General features: G+C 60.0%; 8 protein-coding genes. 7 read left to right on the top strand and 1 reads right to left on the bottom strand.

Translation table 11 applies throughout. The features are described from left to right. Positions 1-42 precede the first annotated feature (42 nt). From KJF94_RS17165 to KJF94_RS17135, 7 genes are all read left to right on the top strand, one after another. A complete protein-coding gene (locus KJF94_RS17165) occupies positions 43-1,101 on the top strand; it encodes a TauD/TfdA family dioxygenase (protein ID WP_214377475.1) in 1,059 nt (352 codons plus the stop codon). A gap of 11 nt (positions 1,102-1,112) precedes the next feature. After that, positions 1,113-4,211: a non-ribosomal peptide synthetase gene (locus tag KJF94_RS17160; protein ID WP_214377474.1), complete on the top strand. Its 3,099-nt coding sequence runs from the start codon at positions 1,113-1,115 to the stop codon at positions 4,209-4,211. After that, positions 4,208-16,006: an amino acid adenylation domain-containing protein gene (locus KJF94_RS17155; RefSeq protein WP_214377473.1), complete on the top strand. Its 11,799-nt coding sequence runs from the start codon at positions 4,208-4,210 to the stop codon at positions 16,004-16,006. Before KJF94_RS17160 ends, KJF94_RS17155 begins: the two co-directional genes overlap by 4 nt. Positions 16,007-16,228: 222 nt before the next feature. Then, positions 16,229-17,194, top strand: coding sequence for an alpha/beta hydrolase (locus KJF94_RS17150; protein WP_214377472.1), 966 nt, complete (start codon positions 16,229-16,231; stop codon positions 17,192-17,194). 116 nt (positions 17,195-17,310) lie between these two features. Beyond that, positions 17,311-17,766 carry a GNAT family N-acetyltransferase gene (locus KJF94_RS17145; RefSeq protein ID WP_214377471.1) on the top strand — a complete coding sequence of 152 codons (456 nt, stop codon included), beginning with the start codon at positions 17,311-17,313 and terminating at the stop codon, positions 17,764-17,766. A gap of 341 nt (positions 17,767-18,107) precedes the next feature. After that, on the top strand, positions 18,108-19,262 hold the full coding sequence (locus tag KJF94_RS17140) for an MBL fold metallo-hydrolase (protein ID WP_214377470.1): 1,155 nt from the start codon (positions 18,108-18,110) through the stop codon (positions 19,260-19,262). Continuing rightward, complete coding sequence (locus tag KJF94_RS17135) at positions 19,259-20,008, top strand: class I SAM-dependent methyltransferase (RefSeq protein ID WP_214377469.1); 750 nt, start codon at positions 19,259-19,261, stop codon at positions 20,006-20,008. Before KJF94_RS17140 ends, KJF94_RS17135 begins: the two co-directional genes overlap by 4 nt. Positions 20,009-20,220: 212 nt before the next feature. Here KJF94_RS17135 and KJF94_RS17130 read toward each other — a convergent pair whose 3' ends face one another. After that, positions 20,221-21,381 (bottom strand): alpha/beta hydrolase, encoded by a 1,161-nt coding sequence (locus tag KJF94_RS17130; RefSeq protein ID WP_214377468.1) that lies wholly within the window; start codon positions 21,379-21,381, stop codon positions 20,221-20,223. Positions 21,382-21,456 lie beyond the last annotated feature (75 nt).

Here is a 21,456-nt window from a genome sequence, read left to right as displayed (position 1 = left end):
GCGCCAACCGGGCACCGCCGTCATCATTTTCTGGAGGGGTTTATGACTGTTTCAACCACCAAGTCCATTCCCAAAATCGGCCGCGGTGCGCGCAAGAGCCTGTCCACCGACCCGACCCGGCTGGTGAGTTTTGCGCCGATGTTCGACGGCATCAGCATGCCCCTGGTGTGCCGCCCGGCGGTGCCCGGCGTGAGCCTGGTGGAGTGGGCGACGGAGAATCGCGCACTGATCGAAAGCAAGCTGCTTGAGCACGCAGTGATTCTGTTCCGTGGCTTCCAGGTGGCTGACATCGCCGAGTTCAACCGCTGCGTGGCGGCGATTTCCGACGGTGCCCTGGAGTACCTGTTCCGCGCCTCGCCACGGACCCAGATCACCGGCCAGTTCAAGATCTACAGCTCCACCGACTACCCGGCGGCGGAGAAAATCTTCCCGCACAACGAGCATTCCTACTCGCCGGTGTTCCCGCGTCACCTGTACTTCTACTGCGACACGCCCTCGACCACCGGCGGCGAAACCCCGTTTGGCGACACCCGCGAAATCCTCGCGCGAATCGACCCGGCCGTGCGCGAGGAGTTTCAGCGTAAACGCATCATGTACGTGCGCAACTACGGCGACGGCATGGGGCTGCCGTGGCAGACCGTGTTCCAGAGCGAGGACCGCGCGGAAGTCGAAGCCTACTGCGCCAAGATCGGTATTCAGGCCGAGTGGAAGTCGGGCAATCGCCTGCGCACCCGGCAAAACGGCCCGGCGATCGTGCGCCATCCGCTGACCGGCGAGCGCATCTGGTTCAACCACGGCACCTTCTTCAACGCGCTGACCCTGCCGGACAGCATCCGCGACAACCTGCTGGGTGAATTCGGCCCGCTGGACCTGCCGCAGAACACCTTCTTCGGTGACGGCACGGCCATTCCCGACGACGTCATCCGCCACCTGCAAGGCATCTATCGCGACGTGATGGTCGAGTTCGCCTGGGAGAAGGGCGACGTGGTCCTGCTGGACAACATCCTCAGCGTGCATGCGCGCAACGAATTCACTGGCTACAGAAAAATCCTCACGGCCATGGCCATCGCGCAGAAAAGCGCCGACCTGGATCAGGAATAAGGACCCTCGACATGAACACCACCGCCCTCGAACCTTCGGTAGACGTTTTTCAGACTTCGGCCCAGCAAGCCTTTTATTTGCGCGCTCAGGAGCTGGGCGGACAGGCCTTGTTCGCCGCCCTGACCGTGCCGGTCGCCCAGGCTGTAGAGGCGCGGGCATTGCGCGCGGCACTGGATGAGTTGGGCCAGCGCCATGAAACCCTGCGCACGGTCTATCGCCGTTTGCCGGGCATGAAGTGGCCTGTGCAAAGTCTGTGCGAAGAGCTGCCGGTGACGCTGCTGGATAACGTGTCTTCGGTGGCCGAAGCCCTGAGCCGTAGCCGTGAAACCCTGTCTGCCGATCCGGCTCGAGTATTGGTGGTGACGCCCGTGCAAACCGCAGGAGGTCAGCATTTCGTCACGTTGCTGGCGCCGGCCAGCAGCCTCGATGAAGTGTCGCTGCAGGTGCTGTCGGCGGAGCTGGCGAGCCTGTTGCGCGGCGAAACACTGGCCGACAATCGGGAAGATTTGCAGTACCTGGATTACACCGCGTGGCAGGAAGAACTGCGCGAAGAAGACATCGGCCATCAAGGCGCGGCGTTCTGGCGCAACCTGCTACAGCAGTTCGCGCTGGCGCATCATTTGCCCTTCGAAAAAGCCGTTGACCTGACTTTGGTTCGCCATCAGGCCACGCTCGACGACGCGGCATGGCTGGCCGATGTGCAACGGGTGGCCGACGATCAGGGTGTCGAGGCGCAGCGTGTGGCGCTGTTGTTGTGGAGTGCGTTCGTGGCGCGCATCGGCAATCAGGAAAAGTTGCTGATGGGCTGGGAAGTGGCGGGGCGCAACGAGCAGACCGAAGCGACCCTGGGGCGTTTCGCCCGTCGTTTGCCAGTGGCCTTCGACAACCGCAGTAACGAGACCCTGGCGCAAGCGCTGGCATCGTTTGCTGCCAGCGTCGAGCAATCGCTGTCCTGGCTCGACTGCCTCAACGAATTCGAACTGAGCGCCGAAGTCGCGACGCCGCTGCGTTATGGCCTGGTGTTTCAAGCCGACGCCGAGGCGAACATAGAAGTGGGCGACGCCAACCCGGAAGTCCTGCGTCTGCGGGTTCAGGGTGAACACTTGCAGCTGTCGTGCCTGGCCGGCGCGGTGCCCGAGTCGATGCTGGCGGCCTGGCTGGAACAGTTTGTCGAATTCAGCCGTCAGTTGCTGACCTCGCCCGAGCTGACCTTGGGCCAGGCCACTCAGGTCAACGCGGTGCAACTGACCCGTTTGATCGAGGACTTCAACCCGCTGGCCGCCGAGCAGGCATTGCCGTGCCGCTACCTGCAAGACCTGTTCACCGAACATGCACGCCTGCATCCGCAACGCATCGCCGTGAGCGTCAATGGCCAGCGCCTGAGTTATGCCGAGCTGGATGCACGCTCCAACCAAGTGGCCAACACCTTGCGCGCCCAAGGTGTGGCGCCGGACGAAATCGTTGCGGTTTACGGTCAGCGTTCGCTGGAAATCGTTATCGCACTGCTCGGTACACTCAAGGCCGGCGCCGCGTACTTGCCGCTCGATCCCAACTACCCGATCGATCGTCTGACGTTCATGTTGCAGGACGCCGCAGCGTGTCAGGTCCTGGCTTGCCAGCCGCTGCCGGAAGCGTTGCACAGTGAGCGAGTGATTTCGCTGATGGCCGATGCCGAGGTCTGGTCCGCTTCACAAGAGCAACCAATGCCGCTGGGCGACAGCGCCAATCTGGCCTACGTCATTTACACCTCCGGCTCCACCGGCAAACCGAAGGGCGTGATGATCAGTCACGCCAACGCGGTGGCCTCGACCCTGGCGCGCAGCGCGTTCTATCGTCAGCCGTTGCGCGCGTTCCTGATGCTCTCGTCGTTCTCGTTCGACAGTTCGGTGGCCGGGGTTTTCTGGGCGTTGGGGCAGGGCGCGACCCTGTGCCTGCCGGACGAAGACAGCTACAAGGACCCGGCGCTGCTGGCAGCGTTGATCCAGCGTGAAGAGGTTTCCCACTACCTGACCTTGCCGTCCTACCACGCGCAGATTCTCGAACACCTCGGCGACCATGCCCTGGCCTGCGTGATCGTCGCCGGCGAAGCGTGCAGCAACGCGTTGGTCGCACGACATCGCGAGGCCTTGCCGCAGTTGGCGCTGGTCAACGAATACGGCCCGACTGAAGGCACGGTCTGGTGTTCGGCGTGGGAACTGCCGCTGGGTCAGGATGACGACACCATCCCGATTGGCCAGCCGATTCCGGGGATGCGCATCCACGTGCTCGGCCCGGACTTGATGCCGGTGGCCGTGGGCGTCGAAGGTGAGCTGTATGTCGGCGGCGCCGGCATCGCTCGCGGCTATCTCAAGCGCGCCACGCTGACTGCCGAACGTTTTGTTCCCGACCAGTTTGCGAAGCAGGCCGGTCAGCGCCTGTACCGCACCGGCGACCTCGCACGCTACCGCGCCGATGGCGTGCTGGAGTACCTGGGCCGGGTCGATCATCAAGTGAAAATCCGCGGTTTCCGCATTGAACTGGGCGAGATCGAATCCGCCATGCTCAGCGCACCTGGCATCGAAGACGCCGCCGTCATTGCTCGCGAAACGCCGACCGGCCCGCAACTGCTGGGCTTCGTGATTTCCCCGGCCGACACCGCCGACATCCGCCTCAACGAATTGCGCAGTCACCTCGGCGAAGCGCTGCCCGAGCACATGCAGCCGGCTCGCTTGCAAGTGCTGGAACGCTTCCCGCTGATGCCCAACGGCAAACTCAATCGCCAGGCCTTGCTCGACCTCGACGTACGCCGCAGTGCCTTCGTCGCCCCGCGCACCGACCTGGAAAAAGTCCTGGCGGCGATCTGGGCCGAAGCGCTGCACGTGGAACGTGTCGGCGTGCACGACAGTTTCTTCGAGCTGGGCGGCCACTCGCTGCTGGCGACGCGGATTCGCGCGCGGATTCAGGAAGAACTGAACCTGGCGATCCCGCTGAAGCTGTTCTTCGAAGGCGACACGCTGGAGCGCCTGGCGGCGGAAATCGAGCAGTTCCGTCAGCAGAGTGAACACAAAGAAAACGATGTAGACGCGCTGGAAGCGTTGTTCGACGAAGTGGATGAGGAACACACGCGATGAGTGCTGCACCGGACAGAATGATGACCCTGGCCCAGCGTTTCTGCGGCTTGAGCCTGGACGCGCGGCGTGCCTTGCAAGAAAAGATGCACGCGCAGGGCCTGACCCTTGAGCTGCTGCCGATCCCGCCAAGGGACCCGGCGGTCGACACGTTGCCGGCGTCCTACGCGCAGCAGCGTTTGTGGTTTCTGTGGCAGATGCAGCCGCAGGCGACCGCGTACAACCTGACCGGTGCCTTTCGCCTCAGCGGTGAGCTGAACCGCGCAGCGCTGGCGCAAACCCTCGCCGCGCTGGTGCAACGTCATGAAGTGTTGCGCACCACCTTCGTCTTCGACGAGCAGCACGTGCTGCAAAAAATTCACCCGCAGATGGATGCGCCGCTGGTCGAGGCCGACGCCGCTGATGAAGTCGAACTGCAGCGTCAGATCGCCCTGAACGCCGAGCAGCCGTTCGACCTGCAGCATGGCCCGCTGATGCGCTGCCGGTTGATCCGTCTCGACGCGCAACAGCATGTGCTGGTGCTGACGTTCCACCACATCGTCACTGACGGCGGTTCGCTGCCGATTCTGTTACAGGAGTTCACTCAGCTCTATGCGCAACTGAGCGCCGGGCAGCCGGCGCAACTGCCGGAGCTGGGCATTCAGTACGCCGATTTCGCCCGCTGGCAGCGTCTATGGCTGGAGGCCGGCGAGGCCGAGCGTCAGCTCGAGTACTGGCGTGAACAACTGGGTCGCGAGCACCCGCCGCTGAACCTGCCGGCCGACCGTCGTCGCCCGGCGATCCCGAGTCAGCAGGGCGCCAGCGTCGAACTGAAAGTGCCGGCCGAACTGGCGATCAACCTGAAGGATCTCGCCCGTCGCGAAGGCTGCACGCTGTTCATGGTGCTGATGGCCTCGTTGCAAACCCTGTTGCATCGCTACAGCGGCGAACGGGACATTCGCGTCGGCGTGCCGATTGCCAACCGTACCCGTCAGGACGTGGAAAACCTGCTGGGCTTTTTCGTCAACACCCAGGTGCTGCGTACCCAGCCCCATGCCGATCAGCCATTTCTGCAATTGCTGGCCGAGGTCAAAACCGCGGCACTGGGCGCACAGGCGCATCAGGATCTGCCTTTCGAGCAACTGGTCGATGGGCTCGATGTCGAACGCAGCCTGAGCCATACGCCCTTGTTCCAGGTGATGTTCAACCACCAGCGCGATGCCGGCGGCAAACAGCGCTGGGACTTGCCGGGCCTGAGCGTCGAACCGCTGATCTGGGATGAAAAAACCACCAAGTTCGACCTGATGCTCGACACCGTGGAGAACGACGACGGCATCCACGCCTCGTTCGTTTACGCCACTGAATTGTTCGACGCCTCGACTATCGAGCGTCTGGGGCAGCATTGGCTGAACCTGTTGCAAGCGATTTGCGCCGACGGTTCGGTCGCGTTGGCGGACCTGCGCATGCTCGCCTCAACCGAGCAGCAAGCGACTTTGCTGGACTGGAACCGCAGCGCCGCTTCGCAGGCCACAAACTTGCTGTGCGCTCATCAACTGATCGAAGCCCAGGCTGCCGCGCACCCGCACAACATCGCGGTGACCTGCGACGGTGCCACCCTCAGCTACGCGCAACTGAACCAACAGGCCAACCGCATCGCCCATCGTCTGCGCGAACGCGGCGTCGGCCCGGACGTGTTGGTGGGAATCGCGCTGGAGCGGTCGCTGGAGATGATCGTCAGCGTGCTGGCGATCCTCAAGGCCGGCGGCGCCTACGTGCCGCTGGACCCGGAATACCCGCAGGACCGTCTGGCCTACATGCTGGCCGACAGCGGCACGCGCCTGTTGCTGACCGACTCCGCGTTGTTGCCGCGACTGCCGTTGTCCGAAGGCATCGAAGTGATTTGCCTCGACCACGCCAGTGACTGGCTCAATGAAGCGTCCGCCGAATACCTGCCGAACCTGACCCACCCGGAAAACCTCGCGTACGTCATCTACACCTCCGGCTCCACCGGCAAACCCAAGGGCACGTTGTTGCCGCACAGCAACCTGACCCGCCTGTTCAGCGCCACCGAACACTGGTTCGGTTTCAACGCGGACGACGTCTGGAGCCTGTTCCATTCCTACGCCTTCGACTTCTCCGTGTGGGAAATTTTTGGCGCGCTGTTCTACGGCGGCAAGCTGGTGGTGGTGCCGCACGCCATCAGCCGTTCCCCGGAAGAGTTCGCCCGCCTGCTGTGCGATGAACAGGTCACGGTGCTGAACCAGACACCGTCGGCGTTCCGCCAGTTGATGCCGTTTGCCTGCGCCAATGCCCAGGGCATGGCCTTGCGTTATGTGGTGTTTGGCGGTGAGGCGCTGGACGTCGCGAGCCTGCGTCCGTGGTACGACGCGTTCGACGACCAGCAGCCATTGCTGATCAACATGTACGGCATCACCGAAACCACCGTGCACGTGACGTACCGGCCGTTGTCCCGCGCCGACCTCGACAGTGCCAACAGTTCACCGCTGGGCGAGCCGATTGCCGACCTGCGCTGGTACGTGCTCGACCCGCGCCTGAACCCGGTGGCCAAGGGCTGCGTCGGTGAGCTGTACGTCGGTGGTGCCGGTCTGGCGCGCGGTTATCACCAGCGCGCCGACCTGACCGCCACGCGGTTTGTCCCGGACCTGTTTGCCGATGAAGCGGGTGCACGCCTGTATCGCACCGGCGACCTCGCGCGCTATTGCGCCGACGGCAGCATCGAGTACGCCGGGCGTATCGACCATCAAGTGAAGATTCGTGGTTTCCGCATTGAGCTGGGAGAAATCCAGGACCGTCTGCAAAGTCACCCGGCCATCGAGCAAGCGTTGGTGTTGGCGCCTGAGATCAATGGCAGCCAGCAACTGGTCGCGTGGTTCACCGTCACCCAGGACGTCGCCGATCTGCGTCAGTCGTTGCGCGAACACCTGCAGGCGGGCCTGCCGGATTACATGGTGCCGGCGCATTTGCTGAAGCTCGATCACTGGCCGCTGACCAGTAACGGCAAGCTCGATCGCAATGCGCTGCCCAAGCCTGATGCCGCTCTGGCGCAGCAGGTTTACACGGCGCCAGCGGACGAGATGCAAGTCGCGTTGGCGGCGATCTGGCAAGACGTGCTCAAGCTTGATCGCGTTGGGATCGACGACAACTTCTTCGAACTGGGCGGCGACTCGATCATCTCGATTCAAGTGGTCAGCCGTGCGCGTCAGGCCGGGATCCGCATCACCCCGCGTGATCTGTTTCAACACCAGACAGTACAGAGTCTGGCGAAGGTCGCCCAGCGCAGCGCCGGTCTGGTCATCGATCAGGGACCGGTGCGCGGCGATGTGTTGCTGACGCCGATCCAGCACTGGTTTTTCGAGCAAAACATCGAGGCCCGGGACCACTGGAACCAGTCGGTGTTGCTGGAACTTCGCGAACCGCTCGACAGCGCCTGCCTGCAACAGGCAGTGGCCGCGCTGCTGGAACATCACGACGTGTTGCGCCTGCGTTTGCGTCAGGTGGATGGCGTTTGGCAGCAGGCTCAGGCCGAACACTGGAACAGCGCCGAACTGTTGTGGCAACGTCAGGCTACGAACGCCGACGAGCTACTGACCCACTGCAACGCCGCCCAAGCCAGCCTGAGTTTGCAAGACGGCCCGCTGTTGCGCGCCTTGCTGGTGGACATGGGCGCGGCCGGTCAGCGCTTGCTGTTGGTGGTGCATCACTTGGCGGTGGACGGCGTGTCCTGGCGTCTGTTGCTCGAAGATCTGCAAACGGCCTATGACCAGGCGCGTCAGGCTCAACCCCTGCGCCTGCCGGCCAAATCCAGCGCCTATCAAGCCTGGGCGGCGCGTTTGCAGTTGCATGCGCAAAGCCCTGAACTGGCGAGTCAGGCGGCTTACTGGCAGCGCCAGTATCACGACGTGGTGGTGGACCTGCCCGCCGATAATCCACAAGGCAGTCTGGCCAGCGAACATGCCGTGAGCGTGGAAACCGTGCTCGACAGCACCTTCACTCGCCAATTGCTGCAAGACGCTCCGGCGGCTTACCGTACGCAGGTCAACGACCTGTTGCTGACGGCGTTGGCGCGGGTGCTGGGCGACTGGACCGGCCAGCCCTCGACCCTGGTCAAACTGGAAGGCCACGGCCGCGAAGACCTGTTCGACGACATCGACCTGACCCGTACCGTGGGCTGGTTTACCTCGATCTTCCCGGTCAAGTTGACCCCGACCAGCGATCTGGCAGGCAGCATCAAGGCGGTCAAGGAACAGCTGCGCGCCGTGCCGGACAAAGGCATCGGTTTCGGCATCCTGCGCTATCTGGCGCAGGCCGGTCTTGAGGCGTTGCCTCAACCGCAAATCACCTTCAACTACATGGGCCAGTTCGATGCCAGCTTCGATGAACAGGCACCGTGGCGTCCGGCCCGGGAAAGCGGCGGCGCCGAACAAGGTGCTTCGGTATCGCTGGACCGTGGCCTGAGCATTAACGGTCAGGTGTACGCCGGGCAACTACGCCTGAGCTGGACCTTCAGCCGCGAAGTGTTTGCCGAGCACACCGTGCAGCGTCTGGCGGAGGCCTATGCCGCCGAGCTGCAACAGCTGATCGAACACTGCCTCAGCGGTGCCGGTGGCCTGACGCCGAGTGATGTGCCGCTGGTCAGCGTCGATCAGACGCAGCTCGATGCACTGCCACTGGCGGCGCGTGAAATCGAAAACATCTTCCCGCTGTCGCCGATGCAGGAAGGCATGTTGTTCCACAGTTTGTTCGCCCCGGATGCCGGCGCTTACATTCCGCAAATGCGCGTGGACGTGCAGGGCATCGAGGTCGAGGCTTTCCGCAGCGCCTGGCAACAAACGCTGGAAAACCATGAAGTGCTGCGTGCAGCGTTCTTCAGCGAGAGCAATGGCTCGCGACCGTTGCAAGTGATTCTGGCCCACGCCACGCTGCCATTGACCGTGCTCGACTGGCGCAATGAAGCGGATCAGGCAATGGCCCTGGAACGGCTGGCCGAAGACGAGCGCCTGCGCGGTTTCGACCTGACGGCCGCGCCGTTGCTGCGCCTGACTCTGGTGCAGACTGCGAACGACACGCATCACCTGATCTTCACCAACCACCACATTCTGTTGGACGGCTGGAGCACCTCGCAGTTGTTCGGCGAAGTGCTGCAGCGTTATTCCGGTGTGATGCCGGTGGCGGGTGGCGGTCGTTATCGCGATTACATGACGTGGCTGGGCGGGCGTGATCGTGCCGCGTGCGAAGCGTTCTGGCTGGAGCAATTGCAAGCGTTCAGCGAGCCGACGCGTTTGGCCGGCGCAATGCCGGGACCGGTCGCAGGGCAGGGCGATGGTCATCGCACCGTTCACCTGAGTCTGGACCGCGCCGCCACCGAGCGCCTCAGCGGTTTCGCCCGTCAGGCCCGCGTCACGCCAAACACTTTGCTGCAAGCAGCGTGGGTGTTGCTGTTGCAGCGCTACACCGGCCAGCGCACCGTCGCATTCGGCGCCACGGTGTCGGGGCGTCCGAGCGAGTTGCAAGGCATCGAGCAGCAAGTCGGCCTGTTCATCAACACCTTGCCGGTCATCGCCACGCCGCATCCTGAGCGCACGGTCGGCCAATGGGTGGACGAGGTGCAGGCGCTCAACCTCAAATTGCGCGATGTCGAATACACGCCGCTGGCGGATGTACAGCGCTGGGCCGGGCATTCCGGCGAGGCGCTGTTCGACACGCTGCTGGTGTTCGAAAACTACCCGGTCGCCGAGGCGCTGGAGGGCGGTAATCCGAGCGCGCTGAAGTTTTCCGGTATCAGCAATCACGATCAGACCAGTTTCCCGCTGGCCATCGCCGCCGAGCTGGGCCAGTGCCTGGACCTGCGCTTCAATTACGACACGGCGCTGTTTGCCGCCGAAGCCATCGAAAGCTTGAGCAATCGTCTGGTGGCGTTGCTCGATGCCATGGTCCGTGAGCCGCAACAAGCCCTGGGCCGACTGAGCCTGCTCGACGCCGTGCAGACTGAGCAGCAAGTGCAAGGCTTCAACGACACCGCCGTGACCTGGCCCGACGTGCGCCCGGTCAATCAGTGCTTTGAAGCTCAAGTGTTGAAAACACCGGATGCTCCGGCATTGGTATTTGCCGGTCAGACCCTGACGTATCGTCAACTCAACCAACAGGCCAACCGACTGGCGCACTACTTGCGTGCCCAAGGTGTCGGCGCCGAAGTGCTGGTCGGCATTGCCGCCGAGCGGTCGCTGGAACTGGTGATCGGCTTGCTGGCGATCATGAAGGCCGGTGGCGCCTATGTGCCGCTGGACCCGGATTACCCGCGCGAGCGCTTGGAGCACATGTTCGAAGACAGCGGCGTGCATGTGCTGCTGACCCAACGTCATCTGCTGGCGCAATTGCCGATTCCGGCCGGCACCATGGCGATCTGCCTGGACGACAGCGCTCAACTGATCGAAGGCTTGAGCGACGAAAACCTGCCGTGCGTGGTCGAGCTGCAATCGCTGGCGTACATGATTTACACCTCCGGCTCCACGGGTAAACCGAAGGGCGCGGCCAACCGGCACGATGCGTTGTACAACCGCATCGAGTGGATGCAGGGCGCGTACCCGCTGGACGGACGCGACACCGTGCTGCAAAAAACGCCGTTCAGTTTTGACGTGTCGGTGTGGGAGTTCTTCTGGCCGCTGATGGTCGGTGCGCGCCTTGCGATGGCCGAGCCGGGCGCCCACCGTGACCCGGCACAGCTGGTGCGTTTGATCGAGCAATATCAGGTCAGCACCCTGCATTTCGTGCCGTCGATGCTGCAGGCGTTTGTTCAGGGCGAAGGCTTTGAACGCTGCGCGAGCCTGCGGCAAATCATGTGCAGCGGCGAAGCGCTGTCGGCGGACTTGCAGAACAGCCTGTTCCGCGTGCTGCCCGGCGTTGGTCTGTACAACCTGTACGGGCCGACCGAAGCCGCCATCGACGTGACCCACTGGACCTGTGTCGATGACGGTTCGATCAGCGTGCCGATCGGTTACCCGATCGCCAACCTGGTGACCTACATCCTCGACGACAGCCTGCAACCGCAAGTGGCGGGCTGCGTCGGTGAACTGTACCTGGGCGGCATCGGCCTGGCGCGGGGTTACCACCGTCGTCCGGACCTGACGGCCGAGCGTTTCGTCGCCAGCCCGTTCGGCGTACAAGGCGAGCGCCTGTACCGCACCGGCGATCTGGCGCGTTACCGCGAGGACGGCGTGATCGAATACGTCGGCCGCATCGATCATCAAGTGAAGATCCGTGGCTTGCGCATCGAGCTGGGCGAAATCGAAGCCTGCCTGCTGGAATATCCACAGGTGCGCGAGGCCGTGGTGATCGCGCTGGATGTCGGTAAATCCAAACAGCTGGTGGCTTACGTGGTCGGCCAGTCGTTGGTGCTCGACACGCTGAAGCAGCACCTGCGTAACGCGCTGCCCGAGCACATGCAGCCGAGTCATCTGCTGATGCTTGAGCAATTGCCGGTCACGCCAAACGGCAAACTTGATCGCCGGGCGTTGCCGCAACCCGATCAGCAGGTTCGCGAATACGTCGCGCCGCGCAATGCCGTGGAGGCGACGCTGCAAGACGTGTGGCAGGCGTTGTTCGAAGTGCCGGTCGGCATTCAGGACAACTTCTTCGAACTGGGCGGCGACTCCATCGTGTCGATCCAGGCGGTCAGCCGGGCGCGCAAGGCCGGCCTGAGCATTTCGCCCAAACACGTGTTCAGTCACCCGACCATCGCTGAACTGGCGACGGTCGCCCAGGCCGTGGATGCCGTGGAAGCGGCGCCGGTGATGGCGGCGCCAGTGCTGAAAATCGAACTGAGCGAAGCGCAATATCAGGCGCTGGAATTGACGGCGGACGAGGTGGACGACGTTTATCCACTGTCGCCGATGCAGCAAGGCATGCTGTTCCACTCGGTGCAGGACGGCGACTCGGGGCTTTACGTCAACCAGATCGAAGTGGGCGTGCGTGGCGTTGACGGTCCGCGCTTCCGCGAAGCCTGGGCCGACGCCGCGCAGCGCCACGCGATCCTGCGCACCGCGTTCCTCTGGGAGGGCGACAAGGAGCCGCTGCAAGTGGTGCTGTGCAACGCGCCGGCGCTGCTGACCGAACTGGACTGGCGCGGTGTGGAAAACCAACCCGAGCGCGTACGTCAGTTGGCCACCGATGAACGTGAACGCGGCTTCTCGCTGAACCGCGCGCCGTTGTTGCGCCTGCTGCTGGTGCGTCTGGAAGACGACCGCTATCGCCTGATCTGGACTTATCACCACATCCTCATGGACGGCTGGAGTGTGTCGCGCCTGATCGGTGAAGTGCTGCGTCATTACAGCGGTGACGCGCAGGAACCGGTGGCTGCGTATCGCGACTACATCGACTGGCTCGGCCAGCAGGTGGCCGAGGCCAGCGAGGTGTTCTGGAAAGACAAACTCAGCGCATTGGAAGGCGCCACGCACCTGGCCCGCGCGTTGCCGGTGAAGGCGCCGCAAACAGGTTATCACGCGATCTATACGCACCTGAATGCTCAGCAAACCGCGCGTTTGCAGGCGTTTGCCCAGCAGCAGCAAGTGACGCTCAACACCCTGGTGCAAGCCGCATGGCTGTTGCTGTTGCAGCGCTACACCGGTCAACGCACGGTCACGTTCGGTGCAACCGTGTCGGGCCGTCCGGAAACCCTCAACGGTTCGGAGAACATGCTCGGGCTGTTCATCAACACCTTGCCGGTGGTCAACAGCGTGCCGACCGAAGCGAGCGTCGGTGACTGGCTGCGCGAGATCCAGGCCTACAACCTCGACATCCGCGACTTCCAGCAAACCCCGCTCAGCGATATCCAACGCTGGGCCGGGCAGGGCGGGCAGTCGCTGTTCGACAGCATCATCGTCTTCGAAAACCAGCCGGTGGACCGCACGTTGCGTGAATGGAACGGCGATTCATTGCGCTTCGAAGACGTCTCCGACTTCGGCCTGACCAGCTTCGCGATGGACTTGATGGTCAGCCTTGATGAGGGGCTGCGCATCGAGTACATGCACCAGCGCGATCAGTTCGACCTGGCCACCGTCGAAGTTTTGCGCAGCCACATGGAAAGCCTGATGCAGCGTCTGTGCGACAACGCCGAGCGCGCGGTGGGCGAGTTGGGCTTGCTGACGCTGGACGAAGGCCGGCAACTCGACGGCGAGCTGCCGATGCTGGCCGATGACCACGAACGGCCGGTGCATGAGCTGATCCGTGAGCGGGCGCGCCTGCAACCGGACCACACCGCGTTGGTGCTCAGCTATGCCGACCACGACGCCGAGCGCTTGAGTTATGCCGAGCTGGATCGTCGGTCCGATGCCTTGGCGGTTCATTTGCTGGAGCAGGGCGTGCAGGCCGAAGACGTGATCGGCGTGTTCATGGAGCGTTCGCTGGAACTGGTGGTTTCGCTGTTGGCAGTGATGAAATGCGGTGCCGCCTACGTGCCGCTGGACCCGCAATACCCGCAGGAACGTCTGCGCTACATGATGGCCGACAGTGACATGCGTTTGTTGCTGACCCAGGAGCGTTTGCGTGACACGGCGCAACTCAATCCGGGCACGCCGATGGTCGCCGTGGACCGCTTGAACCTCGATGTCGAAGTGTCGGCGCCGCTGAGCAACGTACACGCCGAGCAACTGGCCTACTTGATTTACACCTCGGGCTCGACCGGTAAACCGAAAAGCGTCGCCGTGGCCCACGGGCCGTTGAGCATGCACGTGCAGGCGATTGCCGAGTTGTACGAAATGGACCCGGGCAATCGCGAACTGCATTTCATGTCGTTCGCCTTCGACGGTGCCCATGAACGCTGGATTACCGCGCTGATCAGCGGCTCCACTCTGGTGGTGCGTGACAACACCTTGTGGACCGCCGAGCAGACGCTGGCGGTGTTGCACCGTCAGCGCATCACCGTCGCCTGCTTCCCGCCGGCGTACCTGCTGCAGCTGGCCGAACATGCCGAGTTGCAGGGCGGTGATCCGCCGCCAGTGCGCATCTACTGCTTCGGTGGCGATGCGGTGCCAGACGCCACGTTCGAGCGAGTCAAGCACACGCTCAAGCCGCAATACCTGGTGAACGGCTACGGCCCGACGGAAACCGTGGTCACGCCGTTGCTGTGGAAAATCGCTGCCGACGGCCACTGTCAGGCGATGTATGCGCCGATTGGCCGCCGCGTCGGCACCCGCAGCCTGCATGTGCTGGACATGGACCTCAATCCGTTGCCGGTGGGCATGGTCGGCGAGTTGTACATCGGCGGTCGTGGCGTTGCGCGCGGCTACCATCGTCATCCGTGGCAAACCGCCGAGCGTTTCATCGCGGACCCGTTCAGCCGCGACGGCGGTCGTCTGTACCGCACCGGCGACCTGGTGCGCCGCCGCGAGGATGGCGTGTTCGATTACGTGGGACGCATCGACCATCAGGTCAAAGTGCGCGGCTTCCGTATCGAACTGGGTGAAATCGAAGCCCGTCTGCGTGAGCAAGTCGGAGTAAACGACGCCCTCGTGGTGGTGCGTGACAGCGGCCAGGGTCCGCAACTGGTGGGTTATGTGGTCGCGGCCGAAGACGACGGTCTGGGCCTGCGTTGCCAGGCCGCCTTGCGAGAAAGCCTGCCGGATTACATGGTGCCGACGCAGATCGTGGTGTTGCCGCGTTTCCCGCTGACACCCAACGGCAAGCTCGACCGCAAGGCCCTGCCGGACCCGACCTTCGAAGGCCGCGACTACGTGGCCCCGCGCACGCCGCTGGAATGGGCACTGGCCGAGATCTGGCAACAAGTGTTGGGTGTCGACAAAGTCGGCATCACCGACAATTTCTTTGAGTTGGGCGGTGATTCGCTGCGCACGCTCAAGGTGATCTCGAAGGTGCGGGCGCTGAATGAGCCGGACTTCCAGCTGAAACTGCGCGACATGATGGCCAAACCGACCATCGCCGGGTTGTCCGGTGTCGATGAGCAACCGGTCAAACAGAGCCCTGAACCGCTGTTGCTGTTGAACCAGCCAGTGGATGATCAGCCGGCGCTGTTCTGCCTGCACGCCGGTTTCGGCACCGTGTTCGACTACGAACCGCTAGCCCGTCGACTGGAAGGTCAGCGCACGGTGTATGGCGTGCAATGCCGCATGCTGCTTGACCGCCAGTGGCACGACGCTTCGCTGCAGCAAATGGCTGCGGACTACGTCGAAGCGATCCGCCGCAAACAAGCGCAAGGCCCGTACCATTTGTTGGGCTGGTCGTTGGGCGGGGCGCTGGCGTTGATGGTCGGCGACCTGCTTGAACAGCAGGGCCAGCGTGTGGCGTTCGTCGGTCTGGTGGACAGCTTTGTGCCGACCCAGGCCAACGCCGTCGCCAGTGTCGATGAGTGGCGCGCAGACCTGAGCGAGTTCCTCGGTGCAGCGTTGAGCATGGACAGCGAAGTCGTTGCCCAGGCGTTGAGCGTCGAAACCTCGGGCGATCAGGACGCGGTTGCGCGGATCATTCGCACAGTGATCGACACCGAAGGTGAGCAGGCCAGCGGTTACGCGTTGCTCGGTGCCGACGAGTTGGCGCAGACGTTCATGGTCAGCACCCGCTTGAAGGCGCTGTCGCGGCAGGTCGAGACCTTGCCGCTGCCGAACGCCGAACTGTGCTGCTGGTGGGCCGATGGCAACCCGACGGCCGAACGCGCGACGCTGGAACGTCAGCAACCGCGGCTGCGCAAGGTGCAAACCGTCACCGCCAGCCACTTCGATATCCTGCAACGGGAGGAATGCCTGAGCGCCGTGGTCGCGGTACTCGATCGGGAGGTGGTGCCACAGGCGTAAGGTTTGCCGTCCACTCAAGAAAAATATCGAGGCTTGCAAAAACTTGTGGCGAGGGAGCTTGCTCCCGCTGGGCTGCGCAGCAGTCCTTTTTTGGGGCCGCTTCGCGACCCAGCGGGAGCAAGCTCCCTCGCCACAGAAGAGCATTGCGCTTGTGTGCCCTAATGAACGGCCCTCACGGTTCGTTTATAGGTCGAGCTTTTTATTTTTTGGAGACGACCGCCCATGGCACTGCACCCGGACATCGAGGGTTTTCTAGAGCTGGCCGAATTCGGCCGCCTCACCGGTAAAAGCCTGCCCATGCACGAGCTGAGCCCGACTGAAGCACGCCAGCAATTCGAACAAACCTCGCAGCTGCTCGATGCTGCACCGATGGGCGCGCTGACCGTGACCGCGGTCGGCATTCCGGCCCGCGACGGCCATCTGCTCAACGCGCGCCTCTACGCTCGCCCGTCGCTGGGCACTCAGGAGCGCCCGGTGCTGCTGTATTTCCATGGCGGCGGCTACGTGGTCGGCAGCCTCGACTCCCACGACACCCTGTGCCGGCGCCTGGCGCTGGCGGGTGGTTTTGCGGTGCTGTCGGCGGATTATCGACTGGCCCCGGAACACCGTTTTCCTACCGCTTATGAGGATGCCGAAGACGTGACGCACTGGCTGGCCACCACTGGCGCGAGTGCTTTGGGGCTGGACGCCACGCGCATCGCATTGGCGGGGGACAGCGTCGGTGGCAGCCTGGTGGCCTCGTTATCGATCGCCATCGCGCAGAATCCGCAAGCCTGGCCGCTGACGCCACGGGTGCAAGCGTTGCTGTACCCGGTGATCGATGCCGTGGAAAAACGCCCGTCCCTCGCACGTTTTGCCGAAGGCTATCTGCTGGAAGCGACCACGCTGGAATGGTTCTATCAGCAGTACCAGCGCAGTGCCGATGATCGTCGCGACTGGCGCTTTTCACCGCTGTTCGCCGAGACCTTGCAAGGCCTGACGCCGACGGTGTTGTGGCTGGCCGAATACGACCCGCTGCTGGACGAAGGCCTGGCCTGGGCTGAAAAATTGCGTGCGGCAGGGCAACCGGTGGTGCTGGACGTGAAGGCAGGGATGACCCACGACTTCGCGCGGATGGGGGAGATGGTTCAGGAAGTGCCGGGGATGCTGGAGCAGCTGGCGGGGTTGATTACTGAAAGCCTGGGTTGATGCGTTTGAGGTGATCGGGCTTTTCGTCCGGGGAGGTCGAAGTGGTGTCTGGCGGATTTGGCGTTCCAGGCTGCCTCCCTTTACGATCACTCAACCTCACGGAAAGAAGTACTCAAATGGACTGCCTGATCCGAACCGCCACAAGCGAAGATGCAGCCGCCATCAGCCAAGTCATCATTGGCGCGCTACGTGACACCAACGCCCAGGACTACACGCCAGCAGTGATCGAGCAAGTGGCGCAAAACTTCTCACCGCAAGCCATCCTTCGCTTGCTGACTCAACGTCGAGTCTACGTAGCGACGATCGACCATCATATTGTTGCAACAGCCAGCCTTGATCATGACGTGGTCAGAAGCGTATTCGTCGACCCGACCCAACAAGGGAAAGGCATAGGAAGGCGGTTGGTGGCGATGATCCAGTCAAGCGCCCTCAGCGGAGGGGTCAGTCTGTTGCGGGTCCCTTCCTCAATCACGGCAGAAGGCTTTTACGCATCGCTTGGCTTCAGAAAAGTCCGAGATGAATTTCACGGAGCGGAACGCACGATCATCATGGAGCTGAAGTTGGGGAAATAGCGCCTTATTGCGCAGTTGAAAGACGACTGTCGACTTTGAGTTTAATAGGAAGAAAAATATCTTTTGGACGTGTTTTGTCCAGGTAGGTGTTATTAAGATTTGTAAGATAATTAACAAGTATAAATAGATCTGTAGCGGAATTTTTTATGATTAATGTAAGTTTCGCTAAAGCCTGATATTTAAGGGTTGTATATTTTGATAGATCTTTACTTGGTCGGGTTAAGTGTTCTTCTTGCTTTGTTTTATGGGTGATTGCTCGCAAAATAAAAATGAGATATTATGTGGTGTTTATTTTATGCGTTTTTTATTGGTTTAATTAATGAGTGCGAAGGATCCGGTCGGTGGATATAGAATTTGTTAATCACGCCTCATTACTGCTGAAAGATAAAGAAAGTTATTTCCTTACTGACCCCTGGTATGTTTCACCTGCGTTTGGTGGTTGGATTCAAAACCCCTCGCCCAAAACTAAAGTGATTGAGAAGTTACTCTCTATCCCTGCAAGCAAGCTTAATGTCATTATCTCCCATGGTCACGACGATCACCTGGATGATTTCTTCATTCGCCAACACTTGGCGGACGCCACGTTCTATGTTCCGAAGTTCAAGACCAATGGACTGTCCAAGCGTATTGAGCGGCTCACAGGGCGTTACCCGGTCGAACTGACGGATGAAGCTTATTACGTCAATGGGGTAGAGTTGCGATGCTTCATCAATCCGGAATTTACCGAATATGATTCGGTTGTTACCGTCATTACTGAAACGGAGGCGGTTATTCATGCCAATGACAACTGGCATGAATACCCTGCGACCCTGACGGATGCACTTAATAAGTGCTTGACTGCCGTCCCTGTTGAAAACCGATACTTTTTTATCCAGTTTGGTATCGCGGATTGTTTTCCGGTCAACTACCCGTCCTTCGATAGTCAAAGCGCAAATGAGATGATCGAATCTCGTTTCAAGTCATATCAGGATGCAACCACTGCAAACCTTAAACACTTGGGGCTTGATAAAGGGTATTACTACGCGAACCAATCGCTGTATCAATATCCCGCTTCCTGGGAAAACGGATCGCTCTATGATATGGCGCAAGATTTTTTGCGCAGAAATCCGGGGCCGTTCGTTCAATGTACCGCGGGCATCGACGTGAAAACCGGCCAGCCTCATGACGTCACAAACGACGAGTTGTTTGATTTTCTGCTGGGAAAACTTGAGCGCTTTTTAAATAACGCCATTGGCGGCCCAATCCCGGTCAAGTTGATGACTGCTTCCAATCAATATGAAAGTGGTTCCGTCGGTTATGAGGCTTCGCGACAGGTTTGGTCGCGGATATTTAATGCCGAACTGACGCTGGAAGCCATTATCATTGGCGGAATGGGGCTCATACACCGGCCGGATCACAATATATCGAGCATCCACGCCAAGGTTTCCAAGCTGGCTTATCTGATTCAAAGCAAATTAAATTCGAACGGTCTTAATTTTTTAATGGAAAGCAAATGAGAACTCAAGACGGTCAGCTGTTTTTCACCCCTCCCAATCAGGCAGATGCTTATAAAGAACTGCGGGGTATTCATGGCGAAATTCATGACATTGCAGGGGAATATTGGAATTGGCCTTCGGTAGCGACGCTGACCAGACCGTCATTGGCGCGAATCCTGAACCTTAATTTTCTCTACGATGAAATGCTGCCTGTCGCAGGTTCGATCTGCGAGTTTGGCGTTCATTATGGCAGCAGCCTGGCTACGTTACTCAATCTCAGGGCCATCAAGGAACCCTACAACTACTCCCGACACATTTTCGGGTTTGATACCTTCAGCGGGTTTGCCGGGGTTGACGAAAAAGATGGCGGACTGGTGAAGTCGGGTGACTTTCATATTGACGAAGGCTACGAAAAATTATTAGAACGGCTTCTGCTGGCTCAAGAGTCGCTAAGCCCTAATAATCACTTGAAGAAGTTTTCCCTGATCAAGGGAGACGCTTCAGTGACTTCGAAACAATGGCTTGAAGATAATCCTCACTCAATCATATCAATGGCCATTTTTGATATGGATGTTTACAAGCCGACGAAGGATGTTCTGGAAGCGATCAAGCCAAGATTGTCAAAAGGGTCGATCGTGGTATTTGATGAATTGAACTGCCCGCACTTCCCGGGTGAAACACAAGCGTTGTTTGAGGTGTTTGATATGAACACCATTGAAGTCAAGCGCTCACCTTTCCTGCCGTACACCTCCTATTTCCGTTTGTAAGTATTTCTTGGGGGAACGCTGAAGCAGATCTGCTGAAGTACCCACACACCCCCAAAGAACATCACTGGGCCGCAAGTGGCCCAGTGGTGAAAGAAGCCAAATGAACAAGGATTATGAAAGCGCTTTACGCTCTGAAGCCAATAGCCCTTACTTTACGATCAGCCAACCAGAATCTTGAGGTTGCCCACGCCTTGAGAATGAAAGTAAAAAACTCAAGGCGTAAAGCGCCAATAAATTCCGTTAGTATCATTTATCTTGGAGAGGTTTCGACGCTTATCTGCTCGTGCGCCCGTGTTTATTATGTTGTAGATGTCATAAATTAGCGTGGTTGAGTCGCCGTAATAAGAGTGACTGAGAAAGTCTGTTTTAATCAGGCTGGCGTCCACGGTGTCAACGCCTGGCATCACAATAAGATTGTCTGAGATATACCCGGCTCGCGGGTAATCGTGAAATGTCTTTGATGCGAGCAAAGCCATGTCTTTATCTAACGCATACATCGTAACTGGCCATTTTGCTGATTCGATGCCAGGAACAATTTCATCCGCAAATACATCGGAATCTATATCTGGAGCTGCCAGAATCACTTCTTTTATTTTAGCCCTGAGCTCTGGGTGTTGAATGTTAAGAGTGACAAGCCCAGCTGCAACTGCCCGATTACCCATGCTATGTGCAATCAAATACACACCTTTGATATTGGGGTTTTCGAGGTAATCGACTAAAAATTTATAATATTTGGTCTTCGCCGCTTCTGCAGCCGCTTCGTCGGGAACATAGTTTTTCGGGTTTCCAGCCGAAGGCCAACTGTAGAAAGCCGGTACACCCTTGAAATCCAGATCGTATGCCATCTGTGCCGTACGTTTCGCGGCGTCCTCGAACGAAACATTATATCCGTGTACGTAAATGAAAGATGTTCCGTTTTCTTTTAGTCTATGACTGATAAGCTTTTCAAATTCTGCCTTGGCAACGACACCGCCACCTACAATAGATACATGTTTTTCGGGATTTTCAGTCCATTCAAGTTTAAACCATGACGGGGATTCGATAATTCCTGTTTTATGGTTGAAGGGGATTTTTACATGGCAATACCCATAAACCAGAGACTTTCCTCGCTTTTTACCCAAAGCATCTACGCAACCGTAATCGGAAATTATGTTTCGATTGCTGGCAAAAAAAACCGTGACGATTCCGGTCATTTTATCGACAAACTCATTGTGAGTCTCATCAACGGAAGAGGGCGGGGGCTCCTCGACAGATACTTCGGAAACTGGCTCTGGTAGCGGAACATCTACAGGTGCAGGCGCTACAAGGGCGGCGCTGCAAGCCGTTAAAAAAGTCAGCGCAACAACTAGCATTGAACGTGCGATAGCTTCCATTCGTATCGGTCTCATGCTGATGAGTGGTTCGAGGATGGGAATAAAAGCAGTTAAGACAAAATAAAGGGTGATGTC

The sequence above is a fragment of the Pseudomonas hormoni genome, assembly GCF_018502625.1.
In the GTDB taxonomy this organism is placed as follows: Bacteria; Pseudomonadota; Gammaproteobacteria; order Pseudomonadales; family Pseudomonadaceae; genus Aquipseudomonas; species Aquipseudomonas hormoni.
The sequence above is the reverse complement of the archived record's forward strand: the minus strand, read 5'-3'. Positions and strand labels throughout refer to the sequence as shown.